The 24,931-nt window shown below is 59.4% G+C and carries 26 protein-coding genes; 25 read left to right on the top strand and 1 reads right to left on the bottom strand.

The annotated features are described in order from the left end of the window. The first annotated feature begins 4 nt into the window (after positions 1 to 4). From acpP to ylqF, 23 genes are all read left to right on the top strand, one after another. Complete coding sequence (acpP, locus tag GTO89_RS10860) at positions 5 to 235, top strand: acyl carrier protein (RefSeq protein ID WP_161262100.1); 231 nt, start codon at positions 5 to 7, stop codon at positions 233 to 235. 148 nt (positions 236 to 383) lie between these two features. Then, a complete protein-coding gene (locus GTO89_RS10855; RefSeq protein WP_161262099.1) occupies positions 384 to 1,328 on the top strand; it encodes an NAD(P)H-dependent flavin oxidoreductase in 945 nt (314 codons plus the stop codon). A gap of 18 nt (positions 1,329 to 1,346) precedes the next feature. Next, positions 1,347 to 2,594 (top strand): beta-ketoacyl-ACP synthase II, encoded by a 1,248-nt coding sequence (gene fabF / locus GTO89_RS10850; RefSeq protein WP_161262098.1) that lies wholly within the window; start codon positions 1,347 to 1,349, stop codon positions 2,592 to 2,594. Positions 2,595 to 2,693: 99 nt separating this feature from the next. After that, on the top strand, positions 2,694 to 3,401 hold the full coding sequence (rnc, locus tag GTO89_RS10845; RefSeq protein ID WP_161262097.1) for a ribonuclease III: 708 nt from the start codon (positions 2,694 to 2,696) through the stop codon (positions 3,399 to 3,401). A gap of 4 nt (positions 3,402 to 3,405) precedes the next feature. Beyond that, a complete protein-coding gene (locus tag GTO89_RS10840; protein ID WP_161262096.1) occupies positions 3,406 to 4,527 on the top strand; it encodes an elongator complex protein 3 in 1,122 nt (373 codons plus the stop codon). 481 nt (positions 4,528 to 5,008) lie between these two features. Next, the gene (locus tag GTO89_RS10835; protein WP_012283228.1) at positions 5,009 to 5,269 is read left to right on the top strand and encodes a stage V sporulation protein S; all 261 of its coding nucleotides are present in this window, start codon (positions 5,009 to 5,011) and stop codon (positions 5,267 to 5,269) included. A 145-nt stretch (positions 5,270 to 5,414) separates the two neighbouring features. After that, positions 5,415 to 8,987 (top strand): chromosome segregation protein SMC, encoded by a 3,573-nt coding sequence (gene smc / locus GTO89_RS10830; RefSeq protein ID WP_161262095.1) that lies wholly within the window; start codon positions 5,415 to 5,417, stop codon positions 8,985 to 8,987. Between the two features lie 96 nt (positions 8,988 to 9,083). Further along, the gene (gene ftsY / locus GTO89_RS10825) at positions 9,084 to 9,995 is read left to right on the top strand and encodes a signal recognition particle-docking protein FtsY (protein ID WP_328793905.1); all 912 of its coding nucleotides are present in this window, start codon (positions 9,084 to 9,086) and stop codon (positions 9,993 to 9,995) included. Between the two features lie 105 nt (positions 9,996 to 10,100). Continuing rightward, on the top strand, positions 10,101 to 10,301 hold the full coding sequence (locus GTO89_RS10820) for a tautomerase family protein (RefSeq protein ID WP_161262093.1): 201 nt from the start codon (positions 10,101 to 10,103) through the stop codon (positions 10,299 to 10,301). Continuing rightward, entirely contained in the window at positions 10,298 to 11,095 is a 798-nt protein-coding gene (gene mtnP / locus GTO89_RS10815) for an S-methyl-5'-thioadenosine phosphorylase (protein ID WP_161262092.1), read from the top strand. The genes GTO89_RS10820 and mtnP overlap by 4 nt, the downstream gene beginning before the upstream one ends. Positions 11,096 to 11,112: 17 nt before the next feature. Further along, positions 11,113 to 12,150: an S-methyl-5-thioribose-1-phosphate isomerase gene (mtnA, locus tag GTO89_RS10810; RefSeq protein WP_161262091.1), complete on the top strand. Its 1,038-nt coding sequence runs from the start codon at positions 11,113 to 11,115 to the stop codon at positions 12,148 to 12,150. A 55-nt stretch (positions 12,151 to 12,205) separates the two neighbouring features. Further along, a complete protein-coding gene (locus GTO89_RS10805; RefSeq protein WP_161262090.1) occupies positions 12,206 to 13,519 on the top strand; it encodes an amidohydrolase in 1,314 nt (437 codons plus the stop codon). Between the two features lie 73 nt (positions 13,520 to 13,592). Further along, complete coding sequence (locus GTO89_RS10800) at positions 13,593 to 14,861, top strand: GGDEF domain-containing protein (RefSeq protein ID WP_161262089.1); 1,269 nt, start codon at positions 13,593 to 13,595, stop codon at positions 14,859 to 14,861. A 209-nt stretch (positions 14,862 to 15,070) separates the two neighbouring features. Continuing rightward, positions 15,071 to 15,454, top strand: a complete 384-nt coding sequence (ylxM, locus tag GTO89_RS10795) for a YlxM family DNA-binding protein (protein WP_235920404.1) — start codon at positions 15,071 to 15,073, stop codon at positions 15,452 to 15,454. Then, entirely contained in the window at positions 15,447 to 16,811 is a 1,365-nt protein-coding gene (gene ffh / locus GTO89_RS10790) for a signal recognition particle protein (RefSeq protein ID WP_161262162.1), read from the top strand. Before ylxM ends, ffh begins: the two co-directional genes overlap by 8 nt. A 57-nt stretch (positions 16,812 to 16,868) precedes the next feature. Then, complete coding sequence (gene rpsP, locus GTO89_RS10785) at positions 16,869 to 17,141, top strand: 30S ribosomal protein S16 (RefSeq protein WP_161262088.1); 273 nt, start codon at positions 16,869 to 16,871, stop codon at positions 17,139 to 17,141. Between the two features lie 39 nt (positions 17,142 to 17,180). Beyond that, a complete protein-coding gene (locus GTO89_RS10780) occupies positions 17,181 to 17,408 on the top strand; it encodes a KH domain-containing protein (RefSeq protein ID WP_161262087.1) in 228 nt (75 codons plus the stop codon). Positions 17,409 to 17,494: 86 nt separating this feature from the next. Next, positions 17,495 to 18,010 (top strand): ribosome maturation factor RimM, encoded by a 516-nt coding sequence (gene rimM / locus GTO89_RS10775; protein WP_161262086.1) that lies wholly within the window; start codon positions 17,495 to 17,497, stop codon positions 18,008 to 18,010. Between the two features lie 14 nt (positions 18,011 to 18,024). Next, a complete protein-coding gene (gene trmD / locus GTO89_RS10770) occupies positions 18,025 to 18,837 on the top strand; it encodes a tRNA (guanosine(37)-N1)-methyltransferase TrmD (RefSeq protein ID WP_161262085.1) in 813 nt (270 codons plus the stop codon). Continuing rightward, positions 18,834 to 19,457, top strand: a complete 624-nt coding sequence (locus GTO89_RS10765; protein ID WP_161262084.1) for an RNA methyltransferase — start codon at positions 18,834 to 18,836, stop codon at positions 19,455 to 19,457. Before trmD ends, GTO89_RS10765 begins: the two co-directional genes overlap by 4 nt. 190 nt (positions 19,458 to 19,647) lie before the next feature. Then, a complete protein-coding gene (rplS, locus tag GTO89_RS10760) occupies positions 19,648 to 19,992 on the top strand; it encodes a 50S ribosomal protein L19 (protein ID WP_161255832.1) in 345 nt (114 codons plus the stop codon). An 81-nt stretch (positions 19,993 to 20,073) separates the two neighbouring features. Continuing rightward, positions 20,074 to 20,643 (top strand): signal peptidase I, encoded by a 570-nt coding sequence (lepB, locus tag GTO89_RS10755; RefSeq protein ID WP_161262083.1) that lies wholly within the window; start codon positions 20,074 to 20,076, stop codon positions 20,641 to 20,643. Positions 20,644 to 20,645: 2 nt separating this feature from the next. Next, positions 20,646 to 21,503: a ribosome biogenesis GTPase YlqF gene (ylqF, locus tag GTO89_RS10750; RefSeq protein WP_161262082.1), complete on the top strand. Its 858-nt coding sequence runs from the start codon at positions 20,646 to 20,648 to the stop codon at positions 21,501 to 21,503. Between the two features lie 55 nt (positions 21,504 to 21,558). On the opposite strand, the gene GTO89_RS10745 is transcribed toward ylqF, so the two are convergent. Continuing rightward, complete coding sequence (locus GTO89_RS10745; RefSeq protein WP_161262081.1) at positions 21,559 to 22,413, bottom strand: polysaccharide deacetylase family protein; 855 nt, start codon at positions 22,411 to 22,413, stop codon at positions 21,559 to 21,561. Between the two features lie 131 nt (positions 22,414 to 22,544). On the opposite strand from GTO89_RS10745, the gene GTO89_RS10740 reads away from it, so the two are divergent. Together GTO89_RS10740 and fliK are read left to right on the top strand one after the other, a co-directional pair. After that, a complete protein-coding gene (locus tag GTO89_RS10740; protein WP_328793904.1) occupies positions 22,545 to 23,183 on the top strand; it encodes a ribonuclease HII in 639 nt (212 codons plus the stop codon). A 3-nt stretch (positions 23,184 to 23,186) separates the two neighbouring features. Beyond that, positions 23,187 to 24,929, top strand: a complete 1,743-nt coding sequence (gene fliK, locus GTO89_RS10735) for a flagellar hook-length control protein FliK (RefSeq protein WP_161262080.1) — start codon at positions 23,187 to 23,189, stop codon at positions 24,927 to 24,929. The last annotated feature ends 2 nt before the right edge of the window (positions 24,930 to 24,931 follow it).

Raw genomic sequence — 24,931 nt, 5'->3', positions numbered from 1 at the left:
AGACGTGTCATCCATTTTAGAAAAGGTCAAAGCCATCGTGGTGGAACAATTAGGAGTTGAAGATGAAGAAGTCACCATGGAGACTTCTTTTGAGGATCTGAACGCTGACTCTTTGGATATTGTTGAACTGGTTATGGCGTTGGAAGAAGAATTCGATATCGAGATTCCCGACGAGGATGCGGAGAAGATCAAGACCATTGGGGCGGCTGTCGATTACATCAAGGAAAATCAGTAAGCAAAAACCGATAAAACAAAGTGCAATTCGGAAGTCCCGTATCGTTACGGGGCTTCCTGCCTATAGAGGATAGGCCCCTTTTCTTCGCAACATATGCAGCGATTTATCCTTGGCGCAGACCAAAGGACATTTTGGGGGAGTATAATCGGTGAAGCTTCCGGAGTTGAAGATCGGCCATCACGTGGCCAAGTTGCCCATCATGCAAGGCGGTATGGCCATTCGTATATCGACGGCGCCCCTGGCGGCGGCCGTTGCCAATGAAGGCGGGATCGGCCTCATCGCAGTGACAGGCATGTCGCTGGAGGAACTGAGGGAAGAGATCCGAGAGGCCCGGAGACGGACCAAAGGGATCATTGGCATCAACTGTCTCTTTGCAGCACGCGAGTTTCCCAGTCTGGTGAAGACGGCGATCGATGAAGGTATCGATCTTGTCGTATCCGGAGCTGGATTTTCCCGCGATATGTTCCAGTGGGGGAAGGAATCGGGCACACCGATCGTCCCCATCGTTTCCTCGGCCCGTTTGGCGAGAATGGCTCAAAAACTAGGCGCCGCCGCTGTCGTTGTCGAAGGCAAGGAAGCCGGCGGGCACTTGGGCACCGATGAACCGATGAAAAAGATACTGCCGGAAGTGGTGGAGGCCGTTACCATCCCGGTCATCGCTGCCGGCGGTGTTATCGACGGGCATGACATCGTCGAGGTCCTAAAAATGGGCGCCAGCGGTGTCCAGATGGGCACCCGTTTCGCTGCCAGCGAGGAATCGGCAGCCGCGCCGGAATTTAAAGAACTGTACCTGCGTTCCAACCATGACGATGTGGTTCTGATCGACAGTCCTGTTGGATTGCCGGGCAGGGGACTGAAAAATCCCTTCTGGCACAAGCTGACGGACGGTGTGGATGTTTCGCCGAAAAACTGCGTGGGGTGCTTAAAGCACTGTTCGAGATGGTTCTGTATTGTTGACGCCCTCGACAAGGCCCAAAAAGGCGATATGGAGACAGGTCTTGTTTTTTCGGGCGAGCATGTGGAGCGGATCAAGGAGATCCTGCCCGTTCGCCAGATCATTCAGAACCTCTTGCAGGAAGTGGAAGCGTATTAAGGAGTGTGTGCACACATCATGAACAAGCGCGTAGTCATCACGGGTGTCGGCGTGGTATCGCCCGTAGGGACAGGCAAGGAGAAGTTCTGGTCTGCTCTGACCAACGGCGTATCCGGCATCGGCCCTGTCACCCGTTTTGACGCCAGCGATCTTCCGACTCAGGTTGCCGGTGAAGTAAAAGATTTTGAACCCACTCAGTTTCTCGACCGCAAGGAAGCGCGGCGGATGGATCGTTTCTCTCAATTTGGCGTCGCCGCGGCCAAGATGGCCATCGAGGATGCCGGTTTTGATCTCGATACGGTGGACCGGGACCGTTTCGGCGTCGTTCTCGGTTGTGGCATCGGCGGCATGGAAACCTTTGAGGACCAGGCCAAGGTGATGATGCAAAAAGGCGTCGGCCGGATCAGCCCCTTCTTCGTGCCCATGATGATTTCCAACATGGCCGCCGGTTATATCTCCATGCATTTGAACCTGCGCGGACCGAGCGAGACGGTGGTGACGGCCTGCGCCTCGGCGACAAACGCTTGTGGCAGCGCTTTCCGGCTCGTCCAGCGTGGCGACTGCAAGGCCGTGTTGACCGGTGGGACCGAGGCGTCCATCGTCCGGCTCGCCTTTGCCGGCTTCTGTTCCATGAAGGCCATGTCGACGCTCAACGACGAGCCGGCCAAAGCCAGCCGCCCCTTTGATCGTGACCGCAGCGGTTTCGTCATGGGCGAAGGCTCGGGCATTCTCGTCTTTGAGGAACTGGAACACGCCCTCGCCCGCGGCGCTCGCATCTATGCGGAAGTGGTCGGCTACGGTTCTTCCTGTGACGCCTACCACATCACTGACCCGGCGCCGAACGGCGAAGGCGCCGCCCGTTCGATGCAGGCTGCATTGAACGATGCGGGCCTGAAGCCGGAGGATATCAGCTACATCAACGCCCATGGCACGGCGACGGAGAAAAACGATTACTACGAAACGCTGGCCATCAAGTCGGTTTTTGGCGATGCGGCCCACAAAGTGGCCATCAGCTCGACCAAGTCCATGACCGGCCACCTGCTCGGCGCCGCCGGCGGGATCGAGTTGATCGCCTCCGCCTTGGCTGTCCATGACGACATCATTCCCCCGACGATCAACCTGGATAACCCAGGTGAGGGCTGTGATCTTGATTATGTTCCCCACGAGGCGCGCAAAATAGTTGTGAACACGGCCATCTCCAACACCTTTGGATTTGGCGGTCACAACGCCACCATGGCGATTCGCAAGTACCGCCCCGGGGAGTAAAGTAACCTGCGCCCTTATCCGCTCTGTGTTATGCGGAAGATTTTTTCGAGACTCCCCGTGTCCGTATGGCCACGGGGATCTTTTGTCTGAGGTGAACTCATGAAAAAAGCACCCAATCACCCGTCCGAATTTGCCCGGCGGATCGGCATCGCCGGAGAACACCTGACTACATTGGAGATGGCCCTGACTCATCCCTCCTTCGCCTATGAGAACCCCCAGGCGCCGCAGGAGCACAACCAGCGGTTGGAGTTCTTGGGCGACGCCGTGCTGGGGTTGGTGATCGGAGAGCGGTTGTTCGCCCGCTATCCCAACTGGACAGAGGGAGAACTGTCTCGCCGCCGGGCGGCTGTCGTCTGTGAGGCCAACCTGGCCGAGGGGGCGCGACGGCTGGGCCTCGGCGCTTGGCTGAAACTCGGCCGGGGCGAGGAGACCAGCGGCGGGCGGGAGAAGCCATCGATCCTGGCGGACGCCCTGGAGGCGGTGATCGGCGCGCTCTTCCTGGCCGGCGGCATCGAGGCGGCTCGACGCTTCATCCTGGACCTCTTCGGCGACGCTCTGGAGAATCCCCAGAACCTGGTCAGCGGCGACAACAAGACGGCCTTTCAGGAGTGGGTGCAGCGCAGCGGCCCTGCCGACATTCGCTACTGCATCCTTGACGAGAGCGGCCCTGATCATGACAAGCGTTTTGTGGCGGCAGTCATGGTCAACGGCACTGTGATCGCTGACGGCCAAGGTCGCACGAAAAAAGAAGCGGAACAACAAGCGGCAGGCCGGGCGATGCGGGAATGGGCCGGAAGAAAGGGATGATGGCATGATCATCCCTATTTTTATCCCCCAGTTGGGCTGTCCCGGTCGCTGCCTCTACTGCAACCAGGAGGGGTTGACAGGGGAACAGGGACTGCCGGAGCCGGAGGCTGTCGACGATACGGTTCGCCGGTATCTAAGCAGCCGGAAGGGGGTGATGAGAGAAGCCGAGCATGAAATCGCTTTTTACGGCGGCTCCTTTACTATGCTCCCTTATGATGCCCAGGAGCGCTTGCTGGCGGCAGCCGGGCGTTGGATCGGCAAGGAGGGCGTCAGCCATCTGCGGCTGTCCACCCGGCCGGACGGCATTGATGATGCCACGGTGGAACGCTTGCTCCGGTATGGCGTGTCCATCGTCGAGGTGGGGGCACAGTCGATGGATCCGTCGGTTCTGGAGAAAGCCGGCAGGCGGCATGGACCCGGCAATACGGTTCGGGCTGTCCGGCTCTTGAAGCAAGCCGGTCTGCGTGTCGGCATCCATCTGATGACCGGCTTGCCGGGGGATGATGAACGGGGCGCCTTGTCGTCGTTGCAGGAGTGTCTCTGGGTAAAGGCTGACTTCTTGCGCATCCATCCCACCCTTGTGCTCAAAGACAGCCCACTGGCGCAACTGTGGATGAAGGGGAAGTATCAACCCTGGGGATGGGGGCGGACATTGCGACTCTTGTCGCGCATGGCGGCTCTCTGCGCCTTCCATGGCGTTCCTGTGATCCGCTGGGGGTTGATGCCGGGAGAGCAATGTGACCAATCGACCCTGGCCGGACCTCTGTCGCCCAGTCTCGGTGAGTGGGTCAGCCGGTATCTCGCCTACCGCTATAGCCTGGCGTTGATCAGCCGTTTTCTCGCCCATCACAGGGAAAGGCCGGCCAGTGCCGAGGCGGCGGCCTATGAGTTGATCGTTCCCGTGCAGGCGCGTTCCCTTGTCACCGGTCACCGGCAGTGGTTGCTGCGTCAGGTGAATGCCGCCGCCCCCTTGCCGATTTCGGGTGTGACCGTCGCTTCAACGGTCCAGACGGGCGGGGAGCCCCCCTTTCATGGCGATTGGCAGTTGGCCTGCGATGGACGAACAGCATGCCGGTTAGCGCAAAAGGAGTTTATTCGCCGGTTTTGCGTGGGCGAATACGATTGAATGAAGAGGCGGGGCTGAAAGCCCTTACAGCCGAAAGACTCTCGCCGATCGAGAAAAGGGCGGGAGTCTTTGCTTTTTCTGCTACCGAAAGGCGTTATGTAGCCTGTTGTGCTTGATCTAAAATCTACTTATCGACATTGTTCCGTGAAAATCGATTAAATGTGACAGTCTCTTTCGACATAATATGTTTCATGTTGATGATAATATCGACCTGACTGTTTAACTGCGAAAGATAAATCCGAAAAAAGTAAGTTATTTGGCTAAATTTATCGATCTCCTCGGACAAGCGTCGACAAAGTGGAATTCCAAGGAAAAGAAATGCTTGAAAAATGTATAGGCAATGTGGAAGGAAAATGCAGGATATTTCCTTGCCTATAGAGAAAAGAGTTAAGCGATGGCAAGTCAAGCCAGCAAAAGGCAACCCCACACCTTGGACCCATAGGACGAAGATAACGAACATGGCTAGGAGGGAACTGTCTAAATGGAAGGGCTAAAGGTATCGGCACAATCAAATCCCAAATCGGTAGCAGGAGCATTGGCCGCCATCCTCCGTGAGAAAGGTCGAGCTGAGATTCAAGCGGTGGGGGCCGGCGCGGTTAACCAGGCGATCAAGGCCATCGCCATTGCCCGGGGGTTTGTCGCTCCCAATGGCATCAATCTGATCACCATCCCTGCCTTTGTGGAGATCGCCATCGACGGGGAAGAACGGACGGCCATCAAATTCATCGTTGAGCCTCGGTAAGCATGAACCTACATAAAACCGCATAGCTGCTCTATAGATCAAAGAGGCTGTCCGGCAACGGGCAGTTTTTCTTTTTTGCCCCTTTCTTGTTCCCCCTAAAGGCCTATGCTACAATGAAGAGGAATTTTTCGGGAGGAATCGGGAATTGGTTCTAAAACGCATCGAATTGAACGGTTTTAAATCTTTTGCGGATAAAACGGAAATCCTGCTTTCCCCCGGCTTGACCGTTGTTGTCGGCCCCAATGGGTCCGGGAAATCGAATGTGGCCGACGCCATTCGCTGGGTCCTCGGGGAACAGAGCCCCCGGTCCCTCCGGGGCTCGAAGATGGAAGATGTCATCTTCGCCGGTTCGGACCGGCGAAAGCCGGTCGGGATGGCTGAGGTTTCCCTCACCTTGGACAATGAAAAAGGGATGCTCCCAGTCGACTTCCGCGAGGTGACGGTGACGCGGCGCGTCTTTCGCTCCGGTGACAGCGACTACCTTTTAAACCGGAGTCCCTGCCGCCTGCGGGACCTGCAGGATCTTTTTTCCGATACGGGCCTGGGCCGGGAGGGCATCTCGATCATCGGTCAGGGGCGGGTTGACGAGGTCTTGTCGTCCCGTCCCGAGGATCGGCGCGCCCTGATCGAGGAGGCGGCCGGCATCGTCCGCTACCGCAACCGCAAGCGGGAGGCCGTCAAAAAGCTGGAGGAGACCCAACAGCACCTGATCCGCCTCGGCGATATCATCGCCGAGTTGGAACAGCAGTTGGCGGCCATCAGCAGCCAGGCGGAACTGGCCCGCCGCTACCAGGCCGTTGAGGTGGAGCGGAAAGAGGTTGAACTGGGGCTGCTCGTCGTCGATTTCGAAGAGATGACGGCGACGATGGAACAGACGCGCCTGGAATTAGACCGCTTTTCGGCGCTCCTCTGGGAAAAAGAAGCCCAGTTGGCTACGCTGGAAGGCGCAGAGGCCGACGCTGCCCTGACCGCCCGGCAGTCGGAAGAGGCGCTGATGGCGGTCAGGCAGGAGGCCCACCGCCGTTCGGAACAGGTGATCACGTTGCAAGGACGATTGAACGTGGTCCAGGAACGGATCAAGGGGCTGGAGACGCAGCAACAGTTGTTGATGAGGGAAACGGAACAATCGAGGTTGGCCCTGGCCGACCTGCGCCGCCGGGAAGAGGAACAGCGGGGGCGGCGGGAACAGGTGGCCGAGCAATTGGCCGGCGCCCGGCGGGAGGTGGACGCGCGGCTCACCCGCAACGCCGCTGCCCGGGACGCCGTCGCGACGGTGGAAAAGGAGATCGACGCCCTGCGTCGTAAGCTCTTTGATTCGGCCCAAGGTCTGGCGCGGCTGCGAACGCAGTTGCACGAGGCGGACTTGCGCGCTGCCCGTCAGGAGGCGCAGGTTCGACGGCTGGAAGAGGAGCGGGAGCGTTCCCATGGCCGTATCGCCGAATTGAAGGGGGAAGCGGAGCGGCTGCTCCGCGAAGCCGATGGACGGGCGAAGGAGCGAGCGGAACGACAGGCCGAGGTGGACGCTGACGCCGCCCGGATCGCCCAGTGGAAAGGCCAGTCGAATGAGTTGGAACACCAACTGAGCCAGACGATGCGGCGTTGGCAGGAGGTCTCGGCTCGTCACAAAGCCCTCGAAGCCATGGAGAAATCCTATGAGGGCTTTGCCTACGGCGTTCGTGAGGTGCTGGCTCAGGTAAAGGCTGGCAATCCGAAAATGAAAGGGATTCTCGGCGTCTTCAGCGATCTGATCGACGTACCGCCCGGCCTGGAAACGGCCATGGAAGTGGCCTTGGGGGGCGGGATGCAGAACATCGTCACCGAAGACGATCAAGGGGCCCGCGGCGCGATTGAGCATCTGAAAGCGACACGCAAGGGGCGGGCCACTTTTCTTCCCTTAAAAAGTCTCCAGGTATACGGGGGGCCGAGCCGGGAGGTGCTCCAGCAACCGGGGGTGGTCGGTTGCGCCGCCGACCTCGTCCGTTGCGAGGCGGCCCACATGCCGGCCGTGCGATTCCTCTTGGGCAGAACCCTGGTGATGGAAAACCTGCAAGGGGCTCTTCAATTCGCCCGGCAGACGCGCCACCAGTGGCGGATCGTCACCCTGGAAGGAGACCTCTTGCAGCCGGGTGGCAGTGTGACCGGCGGCAGTCAGAGCCAGCGAGGCGGTCAGACCTTTCTGCGTCGCCGTGAGTTGGCGCTCCTGGCCGAGGAGGAACAGACCCTAGGTTTGGCTGTCAGCGATCTCAAACAGCAGCGGGAGGAAGCGGCTGAGCAGATCGGGCGTATCAAAGGGCAGATCCAGGAACGGGAAAAGGCGCTTGCTCTTTTGGATGCCGAAAAGGCCGCCAATACGGCTGAACTCGCCCGTTTGCAGCGGAGTGTCGACCAGGAAGAGCGCCAGATCCGCGGTGTCGAGGGGGAACTGGCCCTCCTGGGCGATGAACTGACCCAACAGCTCGCAGCGAAGGCTCGTTTGCAAGGGGAACTCCTTTCCGGCGAGACGGAAGGGGGAACCCTTGAGGCCGCCATGAATGACCGTCAGAGCGAGTTGACTCGCCTGCGCGCAGCGGGGGAAGAGGACCGCGACGACCTGACCCAGTGGCAGTTGTCCCTCGCCCGTCTGGAAGAGGAGATCCGGGGCGTGGACCAGTCCCTGGCCGCTCTGCGCATGGAGATCGGCAAGAACGAAAAAGAAATCGCCGAGAAGGAACAACGCTGCCGGACGGCGAACGAGGAAATGGCCGCTTCCGTCGCCGACCAGGGACAGTTACAGAAGGAGCTGGCCCTGCGTATCGCCGATGAGGCGGAGGCCTCGGAGCAGGTGCGATTGCGTCAGGCGGAGCAGGCTGAAGCGGATCGACGCCATAAAGAGACGGTGGAACAGCGCAAAGCGGTGGCCGCCGAGGTGCAACCCCTGTGGGAAACGGTTCACCAGCAAGAGGTGAAACAGGCTCGTTTTGAGGCAGAGACGGTCACCCTCACCCAACGCCTGGCGGAACAGTGGGAACTGACGCCTGAAGAGGCGCGCGAGCAGGCGCGCCGGCCTGAAGACCGCCGGGCGGCCCAAAAGCAGTTGAACCACCTGCGGGCACAGCAAAAGGAGATGGGGCCCGTCAACCTCCTGGCCATCGAAGAGGAGGAGCGGTTGCAAGAGCGCGCTCAGTTCCTCTCCCGACAGCATGAGGACCTCATGGCGGCGAAAGCCACGCTGGAGCAGGTGATCGGCGAGATCGAAGGGATCATGGTGCGCCGCTTCGGACAGGCGTTTACGGAAATCAACAGCCGCTTCGGCGATGTTTTTGTCGACCTCTTCCAAGGAGGCAGGGCGGAGTTGGTGCTCACCCATCCGGAAGATCTGTTGACCACCGGTGTGGACATCCTCGCCCAGCCGCCCGGAAAAAAACTGGTCAACCTGTCCCTCCTTTCCGGCGGCGAACGGGCGCTGACGGCCATCGCTCTGCTCTTTGCGCTGCTCCAAGTCCGGCCAAGCCCTTTCTGCGTCCTCGATGAGATCGAAGCGGCCCTGGACGAAGCCAATGTGGCCCGCTTCGGCCGGTACCTTCAGAGTCTCTCCGAGAAGAGTCAGTTTATCGTCATCTCCCACCGCAAAGGGACGATGGAAAGCGCCGACTACCTCTACGGCGTGACAATGCAAGAGGCCGGCGTTTCCAAGTTGGTATCGGTGCGCATGACGCGGCCCGACGAAAACAGCGCCTAAGGGTGTCGCCTCGTCCGAAAAGGATAGGGATTCGGACCTAAGGATAAATATTGGATGATTTCGGATACTACTTGTGATTTCGACGGAGGTGGAACGGTGACCGGTTTTTTCAGCCGATTGAAAGAAGGTCTCACTCGAACGCGGCAAAACCTGGTCGATAAAGTGGAGGCCCTCGTAACGGGCCGGCCCAAGATCGATGAAGAACTCTTTGAGGAGTTGGAAGAGGCGCTGATCAGCGCTGATGTGGGCGCTGAGACGTCCCTTGATCTGGTGGAACGGTTGCGCCGGACGGTGAAGGAACAGAAGATCAGCGATCCGTCGCGGATCAAGGATCTGCTCCAGGAAGAGGTCGCCCGCATCCTCGGTGACCAGGCTCAGACAGTCGCCCTCGATCATCAGCCCACGGTTGTCCTCATCGTCGGTGTCAACGGCGTGGGCAAGACAACGACCATCGCCAAACTGGCCCACCGGTGGAAGCAGGAAGGCCGCAAGGTGCTCCTGGCCGCCGGCGACACTTTCCGGGCGGCGGCGATCGATCAGTTGGAGATCTGGGGCCAGCGTGTCGGCGTGGAGGTCATCCGCCACCAGGAGGGGGCCGACCCGAGCGCTGTCGCCTTTGATGCTGTCCAGGCCGCCAAGAGCCGCGGTGTCGACCTGTTGATCATCGACACAGCCGGCCGCCTGCACAACAAATCCCACCTGATGAACGAACTGAGCAAGATCAACCGGGTCCTCGACCGCGCCTTGCCTGGCGCGCCTCATGAAACCCTGCTGGTCCTCGACGCGACGACGGGACAGAACGCCGTCAGCCAGGCGCGCCTCTTCAGCGAGGCCGTGGGCCTGACCGGTCTGGTCTTGACCAAGTTGGACGGCACGGCCAAGGGCGGTGTCATCCTGGCCATTGCGGCGGAGATGCAGGCGCCTGTGAAATTCATCGGCATCGGCGAAAAGATGGACGACCTGCGCGACTTTGATCCCCCTGAATTTGCCCGCGCGTTGTTCGGTTAGCGAAGAACCTGGAGGCAAGGACCGGCCGGCGCGCCGGCGGATTGGATCAACGGGCCAAACAGAGGCCGTGCCAATGAAAAGACAACCGATGAAGGAGGAGTCATCATGCCCATTGTCAACATCACCATGCTCGAAGGCCGCACAGAAGATCAGAAGCGCGCAGCCACGGAGGCCATCAAGGAGGCTCTCGTCCAACACTGCGGCGCCAAAACAGAAAACGTGGTCATCACCATTGTCGATGTGCCCACGACCAATGTGTATATGAACGGCATGCTTGTCAGCGATAGAAGGAGGAATCCCGGTTGAAGGCTTCGATCGCCATCATTGGCGGGACGGGTGTCTATGATCCGTCCATGTTGAACGATCCCCGTGATGTCAAAGTGGAAACGCCCTATGGGACGGTGTCCGTCAAAGTGGGCAGCTACGCCGGCAGAGATATCGTCTTTATGAATCGCCATGAGGAGGGACACTCCGTCCCTCCCCATCTCGTCAACTACCGGGCCAATATTTTGGCGCTGAAGCGGCTTGGCGTGCGGCAGATCATCGCCACAGCCGCCGTCGGTTCGCTCAACGAGTCGATGGGGACGAACAGCCTGGTCGTCATCGATCAGTTCCTCGACTTCACGAAGGCGCGGCCGAGCACCTTTTTTGAGGGCGGCGCCGCCGGCGTGATTCACACCGACGTGACCCACCCCTACTGCGGGCGGATCCGGCAGGCGATGCTGGAGGCGGCCAAGGCGGAGCAATTGAGCGCCCATGACGGCGGCGTCTACGTCTGCACCGACGGACCGCGCTTTGAAACGCCCGCCGAGATTCGCATGTACAAGCTCCTGGGCGGCGATCTGGTGGGCATGACGAGCGTTCCCGAAGCCGTGTTGGCCCGGGAAGCGGAGATGTGCTACGCCACCGTCTGCATGGTGACGAACTTCGCCGCCGGCATCTCGCCGCAGGTGCTGACCCATATGGAAGTCCTCGACGCCATGAAGGCGAACATCGAGAACATCAAGCGGATGACCATGCGGACCATCGCCATGTTGGAACCGGAAGCCGACTGCGAGTGCCAGCATGCGCTGGCTGAATTCGGCGGATTCAAACTGTAAGGGGAAGGGGATCACCGTTGGATACGATGCGCTGGCAGGACGATCACCTGCTGCTTCTGGATCAGACCAAACTCCCTCTCGTGGAAGAATATATCGAATGCTGGGATCACATCATCCTCTGTGACGCCATCAAAAAACTGAAGGTTCGCGGCGCCCCGGCCATCGGCGCTGCCGCCGCCTTCGGCGTCGCCCTGGCGGCCCTCAACTACACCGGCGAGGACCCGGGCGAGTTTGAGGCTGAGGTAAAACAGGCCATCATCGATCTGGGGAAGACGCGCCCGACGGCGGTCAACCTCTTCTGGGCTTTGCGGCGCATGGCCGCCGTCCTCGCAGACATTCGAACATACAGCGTCAAGCAACAACAGGAGCGCCTCCTGGCCGAGGCCAAGGCGATCTTCGATGAAGACCGCGCCATGAATGAGCAGATGGGTCAGTATGGCCTTGAGTTGATTCCGGAGAGCGCGGGCATCTTGACCCACTGCAACGCCGGCGCCCTGGCGACGGCCGGATATGGCACAGCGCTGGGCGTCATCCGGGCGGCTCACCATGCCGGCAAGGAGATCTCCGTCTTCGCTGACGAGACGCGGCCCCTCCTGCAAGGGGCGCGCTTGACCGCCTGGGAACTGATGCAGGACGGAATTTCCGTCACCCTGATCACCGATTCCATGGCCGCCTATGTGATGAAACAGAAACTGGTCGACCTGGTCATCGTCGGCGCCGACCGGATCACCGCCAACGGCGATGTGGCCAATAAAATCGGCACCTACGGGGTGGCCTTGGCGGCGAAAGCCCATGGCATCCCCTTTTATGTGGCGGCGCCTGCCTCTACCTTTGACCTGAGTCTCGCCACGGGTCAGGAGATCCCCATCGAGGAGCGCGACGCCGAAGAGGTTCGCCGTGTCGGCGAGTCGATCACTGCGCCGCCGGGCGTGCCTGTCTACAACCCGGCCTTCGACGTCACTCCGGCTGAACTGGTGACGGCTTTTATCACCGACCGCGGCGTTTTCCGTCCCCCCTACCTGGAGTCGCTCCGGGCGATGGTGGAAACGAAGTAACACGATGGTTTCCGTTGCCCCCTGCGGCAACGTGGCATGAAGAGGGAGGATGTTTGTGACCAGAATCCTGATCCAAGGCGGCGTCGTGCTGCCGATGACCTCTCGTTCGGCGATCGGGCGAGGCGATGTCTATGTGGAAGACGGCATCATCGCCGGCATTTTCCCGGGAGGCGCTCCTGAATCGATCCAGGGGCCTGATCTGCAGGTGATCGACGCCCGCAACAAGGCGGTATTGCCGGGTTTGGTCAATGCCCATACCCATGCGGCCATGACCCTCTTCCGCAGTTATGCCGACGACCTGCCCTTGATGCGCTGGCTCAATGAAAAAATCTGGCCGGCGGAAGCGAACCTGACCGGTGATGACGTCTACTGGGGCACCCTGCTGGCTGCCGCCGAGATGTTGAAGTCAGGCACGACTGTCTTTGCCGATATGTACTTTTTCATGGACCGCGTTGCTGAAGCTGTTGCTGAAAGCGGCATGCGGGGCCATCTCAGCCGGGGCATGATCAGCGTGGCCGGCGAGGCCAACGGCAACAAGGGCATGACCGAATCGGAAGCCCTCTTTTCTGACTGGAACAATGGCGCCGGCGGACGGGTCCGTGTCTGGCTCGGTCCCCATGCCCCTTACACCTGCAATCCTGATTACCTGAAAAAGGTGATGGCCCTGGCTGACCGGCTGGGGACCGGCTTGCACATCCACTTGGCGGAAACACGGACCGAAGTGGAGGATATGAAGAAGCAGTACGGCAAATCGCCCATCGAACTGATGGACAGCATCGGGTTCTTCGAGCGCCCCGTCCTGGCGGCCCACTGTGTTCACCTGAGCGAGGCGGAAGAGGAGATCCTGGTCGCCAAAAAAGTCGGCGTCGCCCACAACCCGGAGAGCAACATGAAGCTCGCCTCCGGCATCGCGCCCATCGAGAGCCTGCGCCGGCGGCAGGCGGTGATCGGTCTGGGCACCGATGGCGCGTCGAGCAATAACAACCTGGATCTGATCGAGGAGATGCGCCAGGCCGCCTTCTTGCAGAAGGTCAACCTCTTTGATCCCACGGCCATGCCAGCCTATGCTGTGCTGGAGATGGCCACCATCGGCGGCGCCCGCGCGCTGGGATGGGACGACGCCATCGGTTCCCTGGAGACCGGCAAGCGGGCTGACATTGTCATTGTCAACATGGATCAGCCGCACCTGTGTCCCGACTTTGACCCCGTAGCCCACCTGGTCTACTCGGCGCGCGGTTCTGATGTGGAAACGGTGCTTGTCGACGGCAAGATCCTCGTGCAAGAGGGTAAATTGACCCAATTGAATGAAAAGCAAATCATGGAGGAAGCGCGCGCCCGGGCAATTCGTTTGACGACGCCGCAGTCGTAACAGCAGGAATCCTGCTCTGAAAGGAGAATATAACCCTCATGGGGTTCTTACTCCTTTTGGAAGGAGCCAGGCGATGGAATACTTCATCATCGGAACGAGCGCCGTCCTCCTTCTTTTTTTGACCTACCAGTGGCTTGAGGGGCGGCGACAATCGGTACATCCCATGGATAGACGACAACAGACTGCGTCGTTGGAACAACGGCTTGCCGTTCTGGAAGGGCAGGTCGCCACTCTGACAACCGAGCGGGATGACGCCCTGCGGACTATTGAGTCTCAGCGAATGGCTCAGGAAGAACTGGACGAGTTGACGCGCCAGAATTACATCCTCCATGAGATCAACCGAGCCATCAACACCACCGTCGATGAGGGAGAGATCGTCACCATCATCTTGCAGGCGATGGTGACGCTGACCGGCGCCGAATCGGCCTCGATCATCCTTTTTGAAGAGGAGGATCTGCGGATCGTCAGCCACTGCGGTTTCGGTGACGGAACGGCATGCCTCCCTGAACGCCCGCCCGAGGGTTTTCGCGACAGCATTGCCTGGCAGGTGCTCACGTCCGGTCAGCCCTTTATCCACAACGACCCCGCGGAATACCGCCGGTACCAACCGTCGCTGACTCACTATGTGGCATCGATCCCGCTGACCTTCATCAAGGAGGTTATCGGGTGCATCAATATCCACTCGATGGGGCCTCGTTACCTGCTCACCCCTTCGAAGGCGGAGATCCTGCAGATCCTGGGCGGTCAGGCGGCGTTGGCCTTGAAAAACGCCAGCATGTACCACCAACTGAGACGGCAGAACGAATACTTCGCCAAACAGGCTGTGACAGACGGTTTGACAGGCTTGCACAATCACCGCTTTTTTCAACAGCGTCTGCAGGAACTGTTGGAGGAAAGCGTGGCCCAGGAAAGGCCGCTCACGCTGTTGCTCCTGGACATCGATCATTTCAAACGATGCAACGATACCTATGGACATCCTTGTGGTGACGAGATCCTCCGCCAGATCGCCAGCATCCTGCGGGGGCACCTGGGACCGCAGGAGGTGGCCGCACGGTATGGCGGTGAGGAATTTGCCGTGATCCTTCCGGCGATGGATCTCCATCGGGGGATGGAACGGGGAGAACAGATCCGGCTGGCTGTGGCGAACTTTTGTTTTCAAAACCCCGACCGGACCCTCTGCCTGAACATGACCGTCAGCATCGGCGCCGCCGAAAAGCTGACGGGCTGGGGAAAATCGCAGTTGATTGAAGCGGCCGACCGCGCGCTCTACCGGGCGAAGGGGCAGGGACGCAACCGCGTCTGTGCGGCCTTCGAATCGGAGATAACCGAGGAGGCCGGGTGAGCCGGCGTCAAGCAGAATCCCTGCTGACAAGCGCTGCAGTTTTCTGGCGAAACCGGGACGCCGGCCCATAAAAGCGATCGAGAGATGAACGAAAGGAAGGCTGTCGCCTTCCTTTCGTTGCGTGAAGGAAAAGACCTTGACAGGGCTGCCGCCGGTATAGTAGAATCTAGAAAGTGTCAAGTCTCCTCCCTTTACAGAAGGGTTTTGTGATGGAAGAAAGACCGCTGGAAAAGCTGACGCGGATGGCCCTGCTCCATGACTTCTACGGTCAATTGCTGACAGAACGTCAGCGGCAGGTTCTGTCCCTTTATTATGAGGATAATTTTTCCCTGGCGGAGATCGCCGAGGAGTTCTCTGTCACACGCCAAGCTGTTTTTGACCTGCTCAAGCGGGCCGAAAAAATCCTGCTGGGCTATGAAGAGAAACTGGGATTGGTTAAGCGATGGCAGGAGGAACGGTTCCAACTGTCGGAAATATTGACGCAACTGGAGCGCTGCCATGATGGCGGCGATTGGGGACGGTTGGAAGCGGCCATCCTCCGTCTGAAGGAAATGCTCGATGAAAGCGGGGGAGCCACCGATGGCCATGTTTGAGGGGCTGGCGGAAAAACTGCAAAACACCTTCAAAAAGCTGCGTGGCAAGGGGAAGGTGTCTGAGGCCGATGTGGCCGAGGCGATGCGTGAGGTCCGCATGGCCCTCTTGGCGGCGGACGTCAGTCTAAAAGTGGTCAAGGATTTTGTGGCCCGCGTCAAGGAACGGGCGATCGGCCAGGAAGTGCTGGAGAGCCTGACGCCGGGACAGCAGGTCGTCAAGGTGGTCTATGAGGAACTGGTCTCCCTGATGGGAGGCACCACGTCCAAGTTGACCTTGTCGCCGAAACCGCCAACCGTGGTCATGCTCGTCGGCCTGCAAGGCGCCGGTAAGACGACGACCGTGTCCAAACTGGGTCTTTTTTTGCGCAAGCAGGGGCGGCGTCCCCTCCTGGCGGCCTGTGACATCTACCGCCCGGCGGCGGTCAAACAGCTGCAGGTTCTCGGCAACCAGTTGGACCTGCCGGTTTTCTCGATGGGCACGGGAATCAGCCCCGTCGATATCGCCAAAGGCGCTGTGGAGCATGCGGTGGCCCATGGCCGAGACATCGTCCTGCTGGACACAGCCGGCCGTTTGCACATCAATGAAGAGTTGATGGATGAACTGAAGTCGATCAAGTCCTCTGTGCGGCCTCATGAGATCCTTCTCGTCGTCGACGCCATGACCGGTCAGGATGCCGTCAATGTGGCCGAATCCTTCCATGGACAACTGGGCCTGGACGGGGTGATCCTGACCAAGCTGGATGGCGACGCCCGGGGCGGCGCGGCCCTGTCGGTCAAGGCGGTCACCGGTTGCCCGATCAAATTCGCCGGCATGGGAGAAAAACCGGACGCCTTGGAACCCTTCCATCCCGACCGAATGGCCTCCCGCATCTTGGGCATGGGCGACGTGCTGACCCTGATCGAGAAGGCGCAGGCCAATATGGACGCCCAGATGGCCAAGGATTTGGAACAGCGTTTGCGCAAGGCCGAGTTCACCTTGGAAGATTTCCTGTCTCAGATCCAGCAGATGAAAAAGATGGGTCCCCTGGATCAACTGATGGGCATGCTGCCGGGCATGAATAAGATGAAGGCTCTCAAAGACGTGCAGATCGATGACAAAGACATGAAGCACGTCGAGGCGATCATCCTCTCGATGACGCCGGAGGAGCGCAACAACCCGCAGATCCTCAAGGACAGCCGGAAACGGCGCATTGCCCGTGGCTCTGGCACATCGGTCCAGCAGGTGAACAATCTACTCAAGACCTTTGAACAGACGCGCAAGCTCTTCAAGCAGTTTGCCGATATGCGCGGCGGCAAGGGGCCGGGCAAAGGCCCCGGCGGCAAGAAGGGCATGTTTCGGATGCCCTTTATGAAGTAAGGTCTTTCTTGCGTAAAGATAGGCAACAGGGCAAACTCTTTGAAGGAGGTGATATTCTTGGCAACTCGCATTCGTCTCAAACGCCTGGGTATGAAAAAAGCTCCCTTCTACCGGGTCGTTGTCGCCGACTCCCGCTCTCCCCGGGATGGGCGTTTTATTGAAGAGATTGGTTACTACAACCCCACCAAAGAACCGGCCATTCTGCAGATCGATGAAGAAAAAGCGATCAAGTGGCTGGCCAGCGGGGCGCAACCTTCGGATACCGTCAAGGCCTTGTTGAACAAGGCTGGGATCCTGGACAAGTGGGCAGAGAAAAAAGCGCAAGCCTAATCTCGTCCATCGGGGAATGTCCAGTGGGGAGGTACCCACGTGAAAGAGTTGGTAGAGGTTCTGGCCAAAGCCCTGGTCGATCGACCGGAGGCCGTGCAGGTGACCCAGACGGAGACAGACAAGCAGGTCGTCATCGAGCTTCGCGTCGCTCCGGAAGATATGGGCAAGGTGATTGGCAAACAGGGCAAGATTGCCAAAGCCATCCGCACGATGGTCAAAGCGGCCGCCGCCAGGGATGGACGGCGTGTCCTCGTTGAAATCCTTTGATTCTTTTGGATCAAAAAATGGGTAAGACGCAGGGAAAAAGGGGGCGAAAGCCCCCTTTTTCCCTTCTGATAGGGAGGCCGCCGGTTATGGCGAAGCGTGTCCGGGTGGGGCAGATCGTGAACACCCAGGGGGTGCGCGGACAGGTCCGCGTTTGGCCGCTGACGGAAACACCGTCACGGTTTTTTGAACTGAAACGGGTTTTTGTGGAGGCGCCAACGCAGGGGTTGCCTGAGGTGTTGACGATCACCGGCGCTCACCTCATGAAGAAGGTGGTCATCGTTGATTTTCAGGAGATTGGCGATATGAACCAGGCGGAGCGTCTCAAGGGTTGTTACTTGACGATTCCTGTCGAGGAAGTGCCGCCGCCGGAAGCGGACAGCTACTACCATTTTCAACTGGAGGGGCTGTCGGTTTTCACGGAAGCGGGGGAAAAACTCGGTCAGATCGTGGAAATCCTGGAGACGGGCAGCAACGATGTCTATGTGGTCCGCCAATCATCAACGCCTGGAGATGTGCTAATCCCGGCCCTTAAGTCGGTCGTCTTGAAGGTTGATCTAGACGCGGAAACGATGACGGTGCGGCTTCCGGAAGGGCTGCGCTGACAGGTGGCGATACGATGAAGATCGATGTGTTGACGATTTTTCCGGAGATGTTCACGGGACCGATGGACGCCAGCATCATCGGGCGGGCGCGGGAGAAAGGGATCCTGTCGGTGACGGCCCACGATGTGCGGGCCTATACGACGAATAAACACCGGCGCGTTGATGACACCCCCTTCGGCGGCGGCGCCGGCATGGTGATGAACGCCCAGCCCTTTTTTGACGCCCTGGCGGCGATCTGCGGCCCCCCTGAACAACGCGATCCCGCGCGGACGCGGGTGGCGCTGCTGACGCCGCAAGGGGCTGTCTTCAGCCAGGCTAAGGCGCGCGAACTCTCTGCCTTGAAGCAGATGGTGCTGATCTGCGGGCGCTATGAGGGGATCGATGACCGGGTGCGCCAGGCCTGGGTCGATGAGGAGATCTCTATCGGCGACTATGTGCTGACGGGCGGCGAATTGCCGGCCATGGTGGTCATCGACGCTGTGGCGCGCCTGCTGCCGGGGGCGCTGGGAGATGCCACCTCAGCGGAGGAGGAGTCTTTCAGCGACGGCCTGCTCGAGTATCCCCAGTATACCAAGCCGGCCCTGTTTCGCGGGATGGAGGCGCCGGCGGAACTGCTGAGCGGGCATCATGAAGCCATCCGGCGCTGGCGACGGAAAGAGGCCTTTAAACGAACCTACCAGAACCGGCCGGAACTGCTCATGGGGCGCCCCCTCAGCGTTGATGATCAGGTTTTGCTGGCTGAGGCGCTGGGCGAGTTGGGCCTTGATGTTGCAATCCCGGAAAAGCCGAAGAAGAAACGCGCCAGGGGGAGGGAACCGCGCACGTGAACCTGCAGGATGTGCGTCTGTATATCGGTCTTGTCCATCATCCCGTCTACAACAAACGGATGGATGTCATCGCCACATCGGTCACGAATCTCGATCTCCACGATATCTCCCGCAGCGCCACCACCTACGATGTGGCCGGTTACTTCGTCATTCATCCCCACCAGGCCCAGCAGCGCTTGGTCGGCGAGATCCTTCGCTACTGGATGGAGGGGTATGGCGCTGAGTACAATCCCGATCGCAAGGAAGCCCTCGAACGGCTTAAGGTGACGGCGACGCTGGAAGAAGCCATGACCGCCATCGAGGAAAAAGAGGGACGGCGGCCCAAGGTGATCACGACCGATGCCCGGATCTATGACCATTCTGTCGGCTACCGGCAGATGCGGGAAAAGTTTGTCACGGAAGAGGGTCCCTGGCTGTTGCTTTTCGGCACCGGCTTCGGCATGGAGCGAGAGATGATGACCAAGGCCGATTACATCCTCTATCCTGTCTGGGGTCGGGGGCCCTACAACCACCTCTCGGTGCGGGCGGCGGCGGCGATCATCCTGGACCGGTTGCTGGGAGAACCTTGGTTTGAGGGCGATTTTAGGGCGCCCTGCGATGGGGCCGGGTCGTTAGAGTAATCAACGTACCGTGACGACATGGTTAGAATTCTTCTGATTTTGGCAAACTCTTTGTTGTCTGAAAAAAACCTATATGATATAATACTTTTGTTTGTAGGCGGGAACGTTGTTCCCCCTGAGCAAGGGTGGTCCGCTGCTCCATGAGACAAGGTGGGGTAAGAACGCCTGGGCCGGAAGGAGGTACAGATTGATGCAAGATATTATTCGCCAGATCGAAGCGGAACAACTGCGTAAAGATATCCCCGATTTCAAACCGGGCGACACCCTCAAGGTGCACGTCAAGGTTGTGGAAGGCAACCGGGAACGGATCCAGTTGTTTGAAGGGATCGTCATCAAGCGCCGTGGCGGCGGTCTCAGTGAGACCTTCACCGTTCGTCGCGTCTCTTACGGCGTTGCCGTAGAGCGGACGTTCCTCATTCACTCCCCGCGCCTCGACAAGATTGAGGTTGTGCGCCGTGGACGCGTGCGCCGGGCCAAGTTGTACTACCTGCGCGGCCTTTCCGGCAAAGCGGCTCGGATTCGAGACAAACGGTAGGACTGGTATTCAGGGACTGGGAAGCCAGTCCCTTTTGTCTATGAATTTAATGGTATATAATGGAAATAGGAGGGGTGTTGTGTGGAGGAGATTCGACAGCCCGAGGAGTCTGCCTTACAAAAGACGGAGAAGCCTCAGAAATCGCCTGTCCGGGAGATGGCCGAAGCCGTGCTGGTGGCCGTCGCGCTGGCTTTTCTGATCCGCTTTTTCCTCTTTCAACCCTTTTATATCCCTTCCGGTTCGATGGAACCGACCTTAATGCCCCTGGACCGGATCATCGTCAGCAAGGTCAATTACTGGTTTTCTGAACCGAAGCTGGGCAATATCATCGTCTTCCGGTACCCTGTCGATCCGAGCCGTGACTTTGTCAAACGGGTGATTGCCGTCGGAGGCGAGAAGGTGCAGATTCGCAACAGTCAGGTGCTCGTCAATGATAAGCCCATTCCCGAATCATACCTGCCTCAGGGGCTGCGCATGGGCGATTTCGGACCGGTCACTGTTCCGGAAGGCCAGTTCTTCGTGCTGGGAGACAATCGAAACCACTCCGAAGACAGCCGCTTTTGGGGATTTGTGCCCAGGGATAATGTGATTGGTCAGGCGGTATTCCTCTATTGGCCCTTTGACCGTCTGCGAACGCTGGGAGGAGCCTGAGTTTGAGCGGTATACAATGGTATCCCGGCCATATGACCCGGGCGCGGCGTCAGGTGGCGGAAGACCTGGCCAAGGTGGATCTGGCCCTTGAATTGGTGGACGCCCGGATTCCCTTCAGCAGTCGCAACCCTGATATCGACCGGATCCTTGGCGAAAAGCCTCGCGTCGTCTTGTTGAACAAGGCAGATTTGGCCGATCCGGCGGCGACACGGCGTTTCATCGATTTCTTTCGGGAAAGGGCGATCCCGGCGTTGTCCATCGATGCGGCCACCGGAGAAGGTGTCCGGGCGATCGCGCCGCTGGTGGAGCAGACACTGGAACCGTTGCTCCAGCGGTGGAAGCAACGGGGGATGCGGCCCCGCGCCTTCCGGGCCATGGTGGTCGGCATCCCCAACGTGGGCAAATCGTCGCTGATCAATCGCCTCGCCGGCCGGCGCAGGACGGTGACCGCCGATCGTCCCGGCGTGACCCGCGGCCCTCAGTGGGTGCGCATCGGTCAAAAGATGGAACTCCTCGATACGCCCGGGATCCTCTGGCCGAAGTTTGAAGATCCCCTCGTCGGCTTCAAGCTGTCTGCCACCGGCGCTGTCAGCGACCTGGTCGTCCAGGTGCAGGAGGTGGCCCAGTTTATCCTCCAGTTTATCGCCGAGGAATCGCCTCAGGCGATGGCGGAGCGGTACGGCTTTCAACCGGAAGCGGTTTCCGAAGCGGAATGGCTGGACGCGGTGGCGCGCCGGCGGGGCTTTCTCGGCGCCGGCGGGGTCCTCGATCGCGAAAAAGCGGCCATTCAATTGCTCGGCGATTTTCGCTCCGGCAAGTTAGGTCGATACACCCTGGACAAGCCGGAAGAACAGAAATAGGCGCCCTTTCACGCGAAGGGCGCTTTTTTTTATCATCGATTTCCTTTCCCTGGGTTTATCCCTTTTCGCCTATCGTCGCTTCGGGCAGCGGCGGGAGGAGTTGGTCGAGCGTTTCCACCGCATAGCCTCGTTCCTGAATGTTCTTCAGGATGCCCTCCAGCGCTTCCACAACAGCTTTCGAATTGCCGTGGAGCAGGATGATTGCGCCTGGGTGGAGTTGATTGACCACATCTTGATAGACTTGTTGAGGACGCGACGAGGGCAGCCAGTCGACGGAGGAGATGCTCCAGAAGATTGTCCGGTAACCGAGGTTTTTTGTCGATTCCAGCGATTTGCGGCTGAATTCCCCTTTGGGGGGCCGCAGGTATTTGGCCTGGTAATCCGTTCCCGAGGCCTGCTGGATGCCACGATGTAAAGAGAGAATCTCTTCGGTGAGTTTTTCCGTGGAGATCTCCGGCAGGCTGGGGTGATTCCAGGTGTGGTTGGCCACCGTATGGCCCTCGGCGACCATGCGCCGGAGCAGATCGGGCTGTGTCTTCACCCAGTGGCCGGCCAAGAAAAAAGTCGCTTTGGCGTTATAGGCGGCCAGGGTTTCAAGGATGCGCGGGGTGGCCCCTTCCAGTTCATAGCCCATATCAAAGGTGATCGCCACCGATTTGCGGCTGTTGTCGCCCAGATAGGCGGCGCCGTATTCTTTCAACAATGCCTTTTGCCACTCCGGCACATAGGGGGGGACTTCGTTTTCGGAACGAACGAAACCCCAGCCGTATTTTCCTGCGGCGCTGTTGGGGGAGGTGCCGAAATGGGCCGGCGTTTGTTCATCCGGTTCCAGGGGCAGCGGTTGCAGCCACAGATATGCCATGAGGCCAAACAGGAGAAACAGGGCGAATCTGCGAATACCTCTCTTCAAGGGATGCCCCTCCGTTCCTTAGCCGATGTCACAGGTAGTGTGTCTGGCAGGGAAGGTACATATAGGCGGGATTCGCAGGGGACCATGGCGTCTCTTTCCACCCAGATTCGCAGAAGAGCGGAGGATGGATCGTGTCAAAGAGCAGTCTTTTATTGAAGGAATTATGGATGGAGCGAGAATCGCTGCTGCACGGGAAAGGTTTTCAGGTCATTGCCGGTGTCGATGAGGCGGGGCGGGGGCCATTGGCCGGACCTGTGGCGGCTGCGGCGGTGATCCTGCCGCCAGGCTGTATCATCGAAGGATTGAACGATTCCAAAAAATTGACGCCTGCCCGGAGGGAAATGCTGGCAGAGGTGATCAAAGGCCGGTCACTCGCCTGGGGGGTAGGCATCATATCGTCACGGGTGATCGACCGGATCGGCATCGTGCCGTCAACTTTTCGGGCGATGGCGTTGGCGATCGAGCGGTTGGGTCTGCGTCCCGACTACCTGATCGTGGACGGGAATCAAAAACTTCCCCGATATGAAGGCATTCAGGAGGCTTTGGTCGACGGCGATGCCTTGGCTGCGCCGGTCGCCGCCGCTTCGATCGTCGCCAAGGTGGTTCGCGATGGGCTGATGGAGCGCTATGCACCGCTGTTTCCCGGCTATGGCTTTGAGCAGCACAAAGGCTATGGCACGCGGGCTCACCGTTCGGCCATCCTGGAGCGGGGCGTCTGTCCGTTGCACCGGGTCACCTTTGTGCACCTCAACGAGCCAAAGGGGGGCTGACCGATGGATATCAGCCAGGTGCTGTTACGGGCGTTGCTCTCTGGCATGGAACAGCGCAACAGGACAGAGGGAGCTAACTGGAAGGTTGGTTCGATCGTCAATGGGCTGGTGCTGGAGATGCTGCTCAAGGACACTTATGCGGTGAATGTGGAGGGCAAGAAGCTCACCCTTCAGTCACCTTTCCCGCTTTCTCCCGGCGAGGAGATCCGGTTGGAGGTGCAAGGCCATGATGAGGGGCAGGTAAAAGCTCGATTGCTGCCGCCGGAAAGCCGTGACGCCGCTGCCGATCGGGCAGCAAACCTGTTGAAACAGGCCGGGATCGACGATACACCCCAGAACCGGATGATCCTGAAATCCCTGACAGCCTCTATGCTGGGTTTGACGCGGGAAAACTTCCAGCAGGCGGCCCGTGGCATGGCGTTGCTCGGCAAGGTCGACGAACAAGCAGCCCAAACGGCAGCCTTTGCCCTGAAGACAGGAACACCCATGAATGCCGAAACGCTGCGCATGGTGCAATCGGCCTTTGCCGGCACGCCCCTGCAAGGGTTGCAGGAATGGATTCATGACGCGAAAAAGGCGATGCAGGTCCAAGGGGGAGCCGTCCCAGATGCGTTGCTTCAGTTGGAGGCGGAACTGGCCCAGGCGCTGCCGGAATCGGATGATCCGGCAGAGGCGCTTGCGCAAAAGCTGGCACGGCTGTTAGAAAGTCAACTGCCGGCAAGCGGTCGGGACGGTCGAGGGGATTCCCTTTCTGGCGCGGCGAAAGCCCTCCCGTCGACGGAAACAACGAATGCGGCTGCGATGTCCCCATCCGGTGAGCCCCTTGACAGCGTCGGCAAGGGGCAGGAAAAACCGGTGCGCCTGTTTGTCTCTGACCTGTCCACAGGAAAGGAAGGCGCAGCCGCGTCTGAAGAGTCCGGCGATGAAGGCGGAAACGTCAAAGGAAGGGTCCTCAACGGCGCTGAGGAGATGACGGAAGCCGGCTCAAAGGAGCGGTCTGTCAAATCAGCGCTGGAACGGTTCCCCATCGACAGGATGACGACGGAGAAGGCTGCCGCAGAGCGACCTGCGATAGAAAAACCGGTTACGGACAAAGCGACGACAGAGAAAAAGGCGACCGTCAAGGCGCCAGAGGAGGGAGCCGCCCAGGGAACAACGGAGGGGACGGCGAAAGACCGGGGCGCTTCGCTGACCCAGCAGATTTCTCGAGCGATTCGGGAGGTGGAGTCTTTTTTCACGAACCGGGGCGCCGATATTGCCGACTCGGCAGATCTGCTGGCGCGAGGCGGGGCGATTGAGGAACGGTTGGCCGGGCACCAGGTGTTGCAGGGTCTGGACAAGGGAACCCAGGGGGCCAATGATTACCTGTCCTTCTCCATCCCCTACCGCTTGGCTGGGGGCAAGGAAGGGAACGGTCAACTCCGTGTTTATAAGGACGGAAAAAACCGCACCCTCGATCCGGAGAATGTTCGGATGGCCCTTGTCCTGGATACAGAGAACCTCGGATTTGTCACGATTGAACTGGCTGTGTTGCGCAAGGAGGTCCAGAGCAGGGTGACTGTGGCCGAACCTGCTGTGATGGAAGCGGGAAAGTCGGCTTGGCCGGACTTGCAGCAAGCGATGGCTGAACAGGGATTTCATCTTGGCGGCGCAAACTGGCGGGTCGGGGCGCCCGTTGACTTGCGTCCGGCGCCGAACGATGGGAATCAGGTCCGTGAGCCGGGGCGTCTGAACATTCGCATCTGAGC

It is taken from the genome of Heliomicrobium gestii (assembly GCF_009877435.1).
Classification (GTDB): domain Bacteria; phylum Bacillota; class Desulfitobacteriia; order Heliobacteriales; family Heliobacteriaceae; genus Heliomicrobium; species Heliomicrobium gestii.
This window is presented reverse-complemented; position numbering and strand designations above follow the sequence as displayed.

Bases quoted from the DNA above. Each gene is read 5' to 3' on its own strand.
- fabF (WP_161262098.1), top strand. From the start codon at position 1,347: ATGAACAAGCGCGTAGTCATCACGGGTGTCGGCGTGGTATCGCCCGTA.
- rnc (WP_161262097.1), top strand. From the start codon at position 2,694: ATGAAAAAAGCACCCAATCACCCGTCCGAATTTGCCCGGCGGATCGGC.
- GTO89_RS10840 (WP_161262096.1), top strand. From the start codon at position 3,406: ATGATCATCCCTATTTTTATCCCCCAGTTGGGCTGTCCCGGTCGCTGC.
- GTO89_RS10835 (WP_012283228.1), top strand. From the start codon at position 5,009: ATGGAAGGGCTAAAGGTATCGGCACAATCAAATCCCAAATCGGTAGCA.
- GTO89_RS10820 (WP_161262093.1), top strand. From the start codon at position 10,101: ATGCCCATTGTCAACATCACCATGCTCGAAGGCCGCACAGAAGATCAG.
- GTO89_RS10800 (WP_161262089.1), top strand. From the start codon at position 13,593: ATGGAATACTTCATCATCGGAACGAGCGCCGTCCTCCTTCTTTTTTTG.
- ylxM (WP_235920404.1), top strand. From the start codon at position 15,071: ATGGAAGAAAGACCGCTGGAAAAGCTGACGCGGATGGCCCTGCTCCAT.
- ffh (WP_161262162.1), top strand. From the start codon at position 15,447: ATGTTTGAGGGGCTGGCGGAAAAACTGCAAAACACCTTCAAAAAGCTG.
- rimM (WP_161262086.1), top strand. From the start codon at position 17,495: ATGGCGAAGCGTGTCCGGGTGGGGCAGATCGTGAACACCCAGGGGGTG.
- trmD (WP_161262085.1), top strand. From the start codon at position 18,025: ATGAAGATCGATGTGTTGACGATTTTTCCGGAGATGTTCACGGGACCG.
- rplS (WP_161255832.1), top strand. From the start codon at position 19,648: ATGCAAGATATTATTCGCCAGATCGAAGCGGAACAACTGCGTAAAGAT.
- fliK (WP_161262080.1), top strand. From the start codon at position 23,187: ATGGATATCAGCCAGGTGCTGTTACGGGCGTTGCTCTCTGGCATGGAA.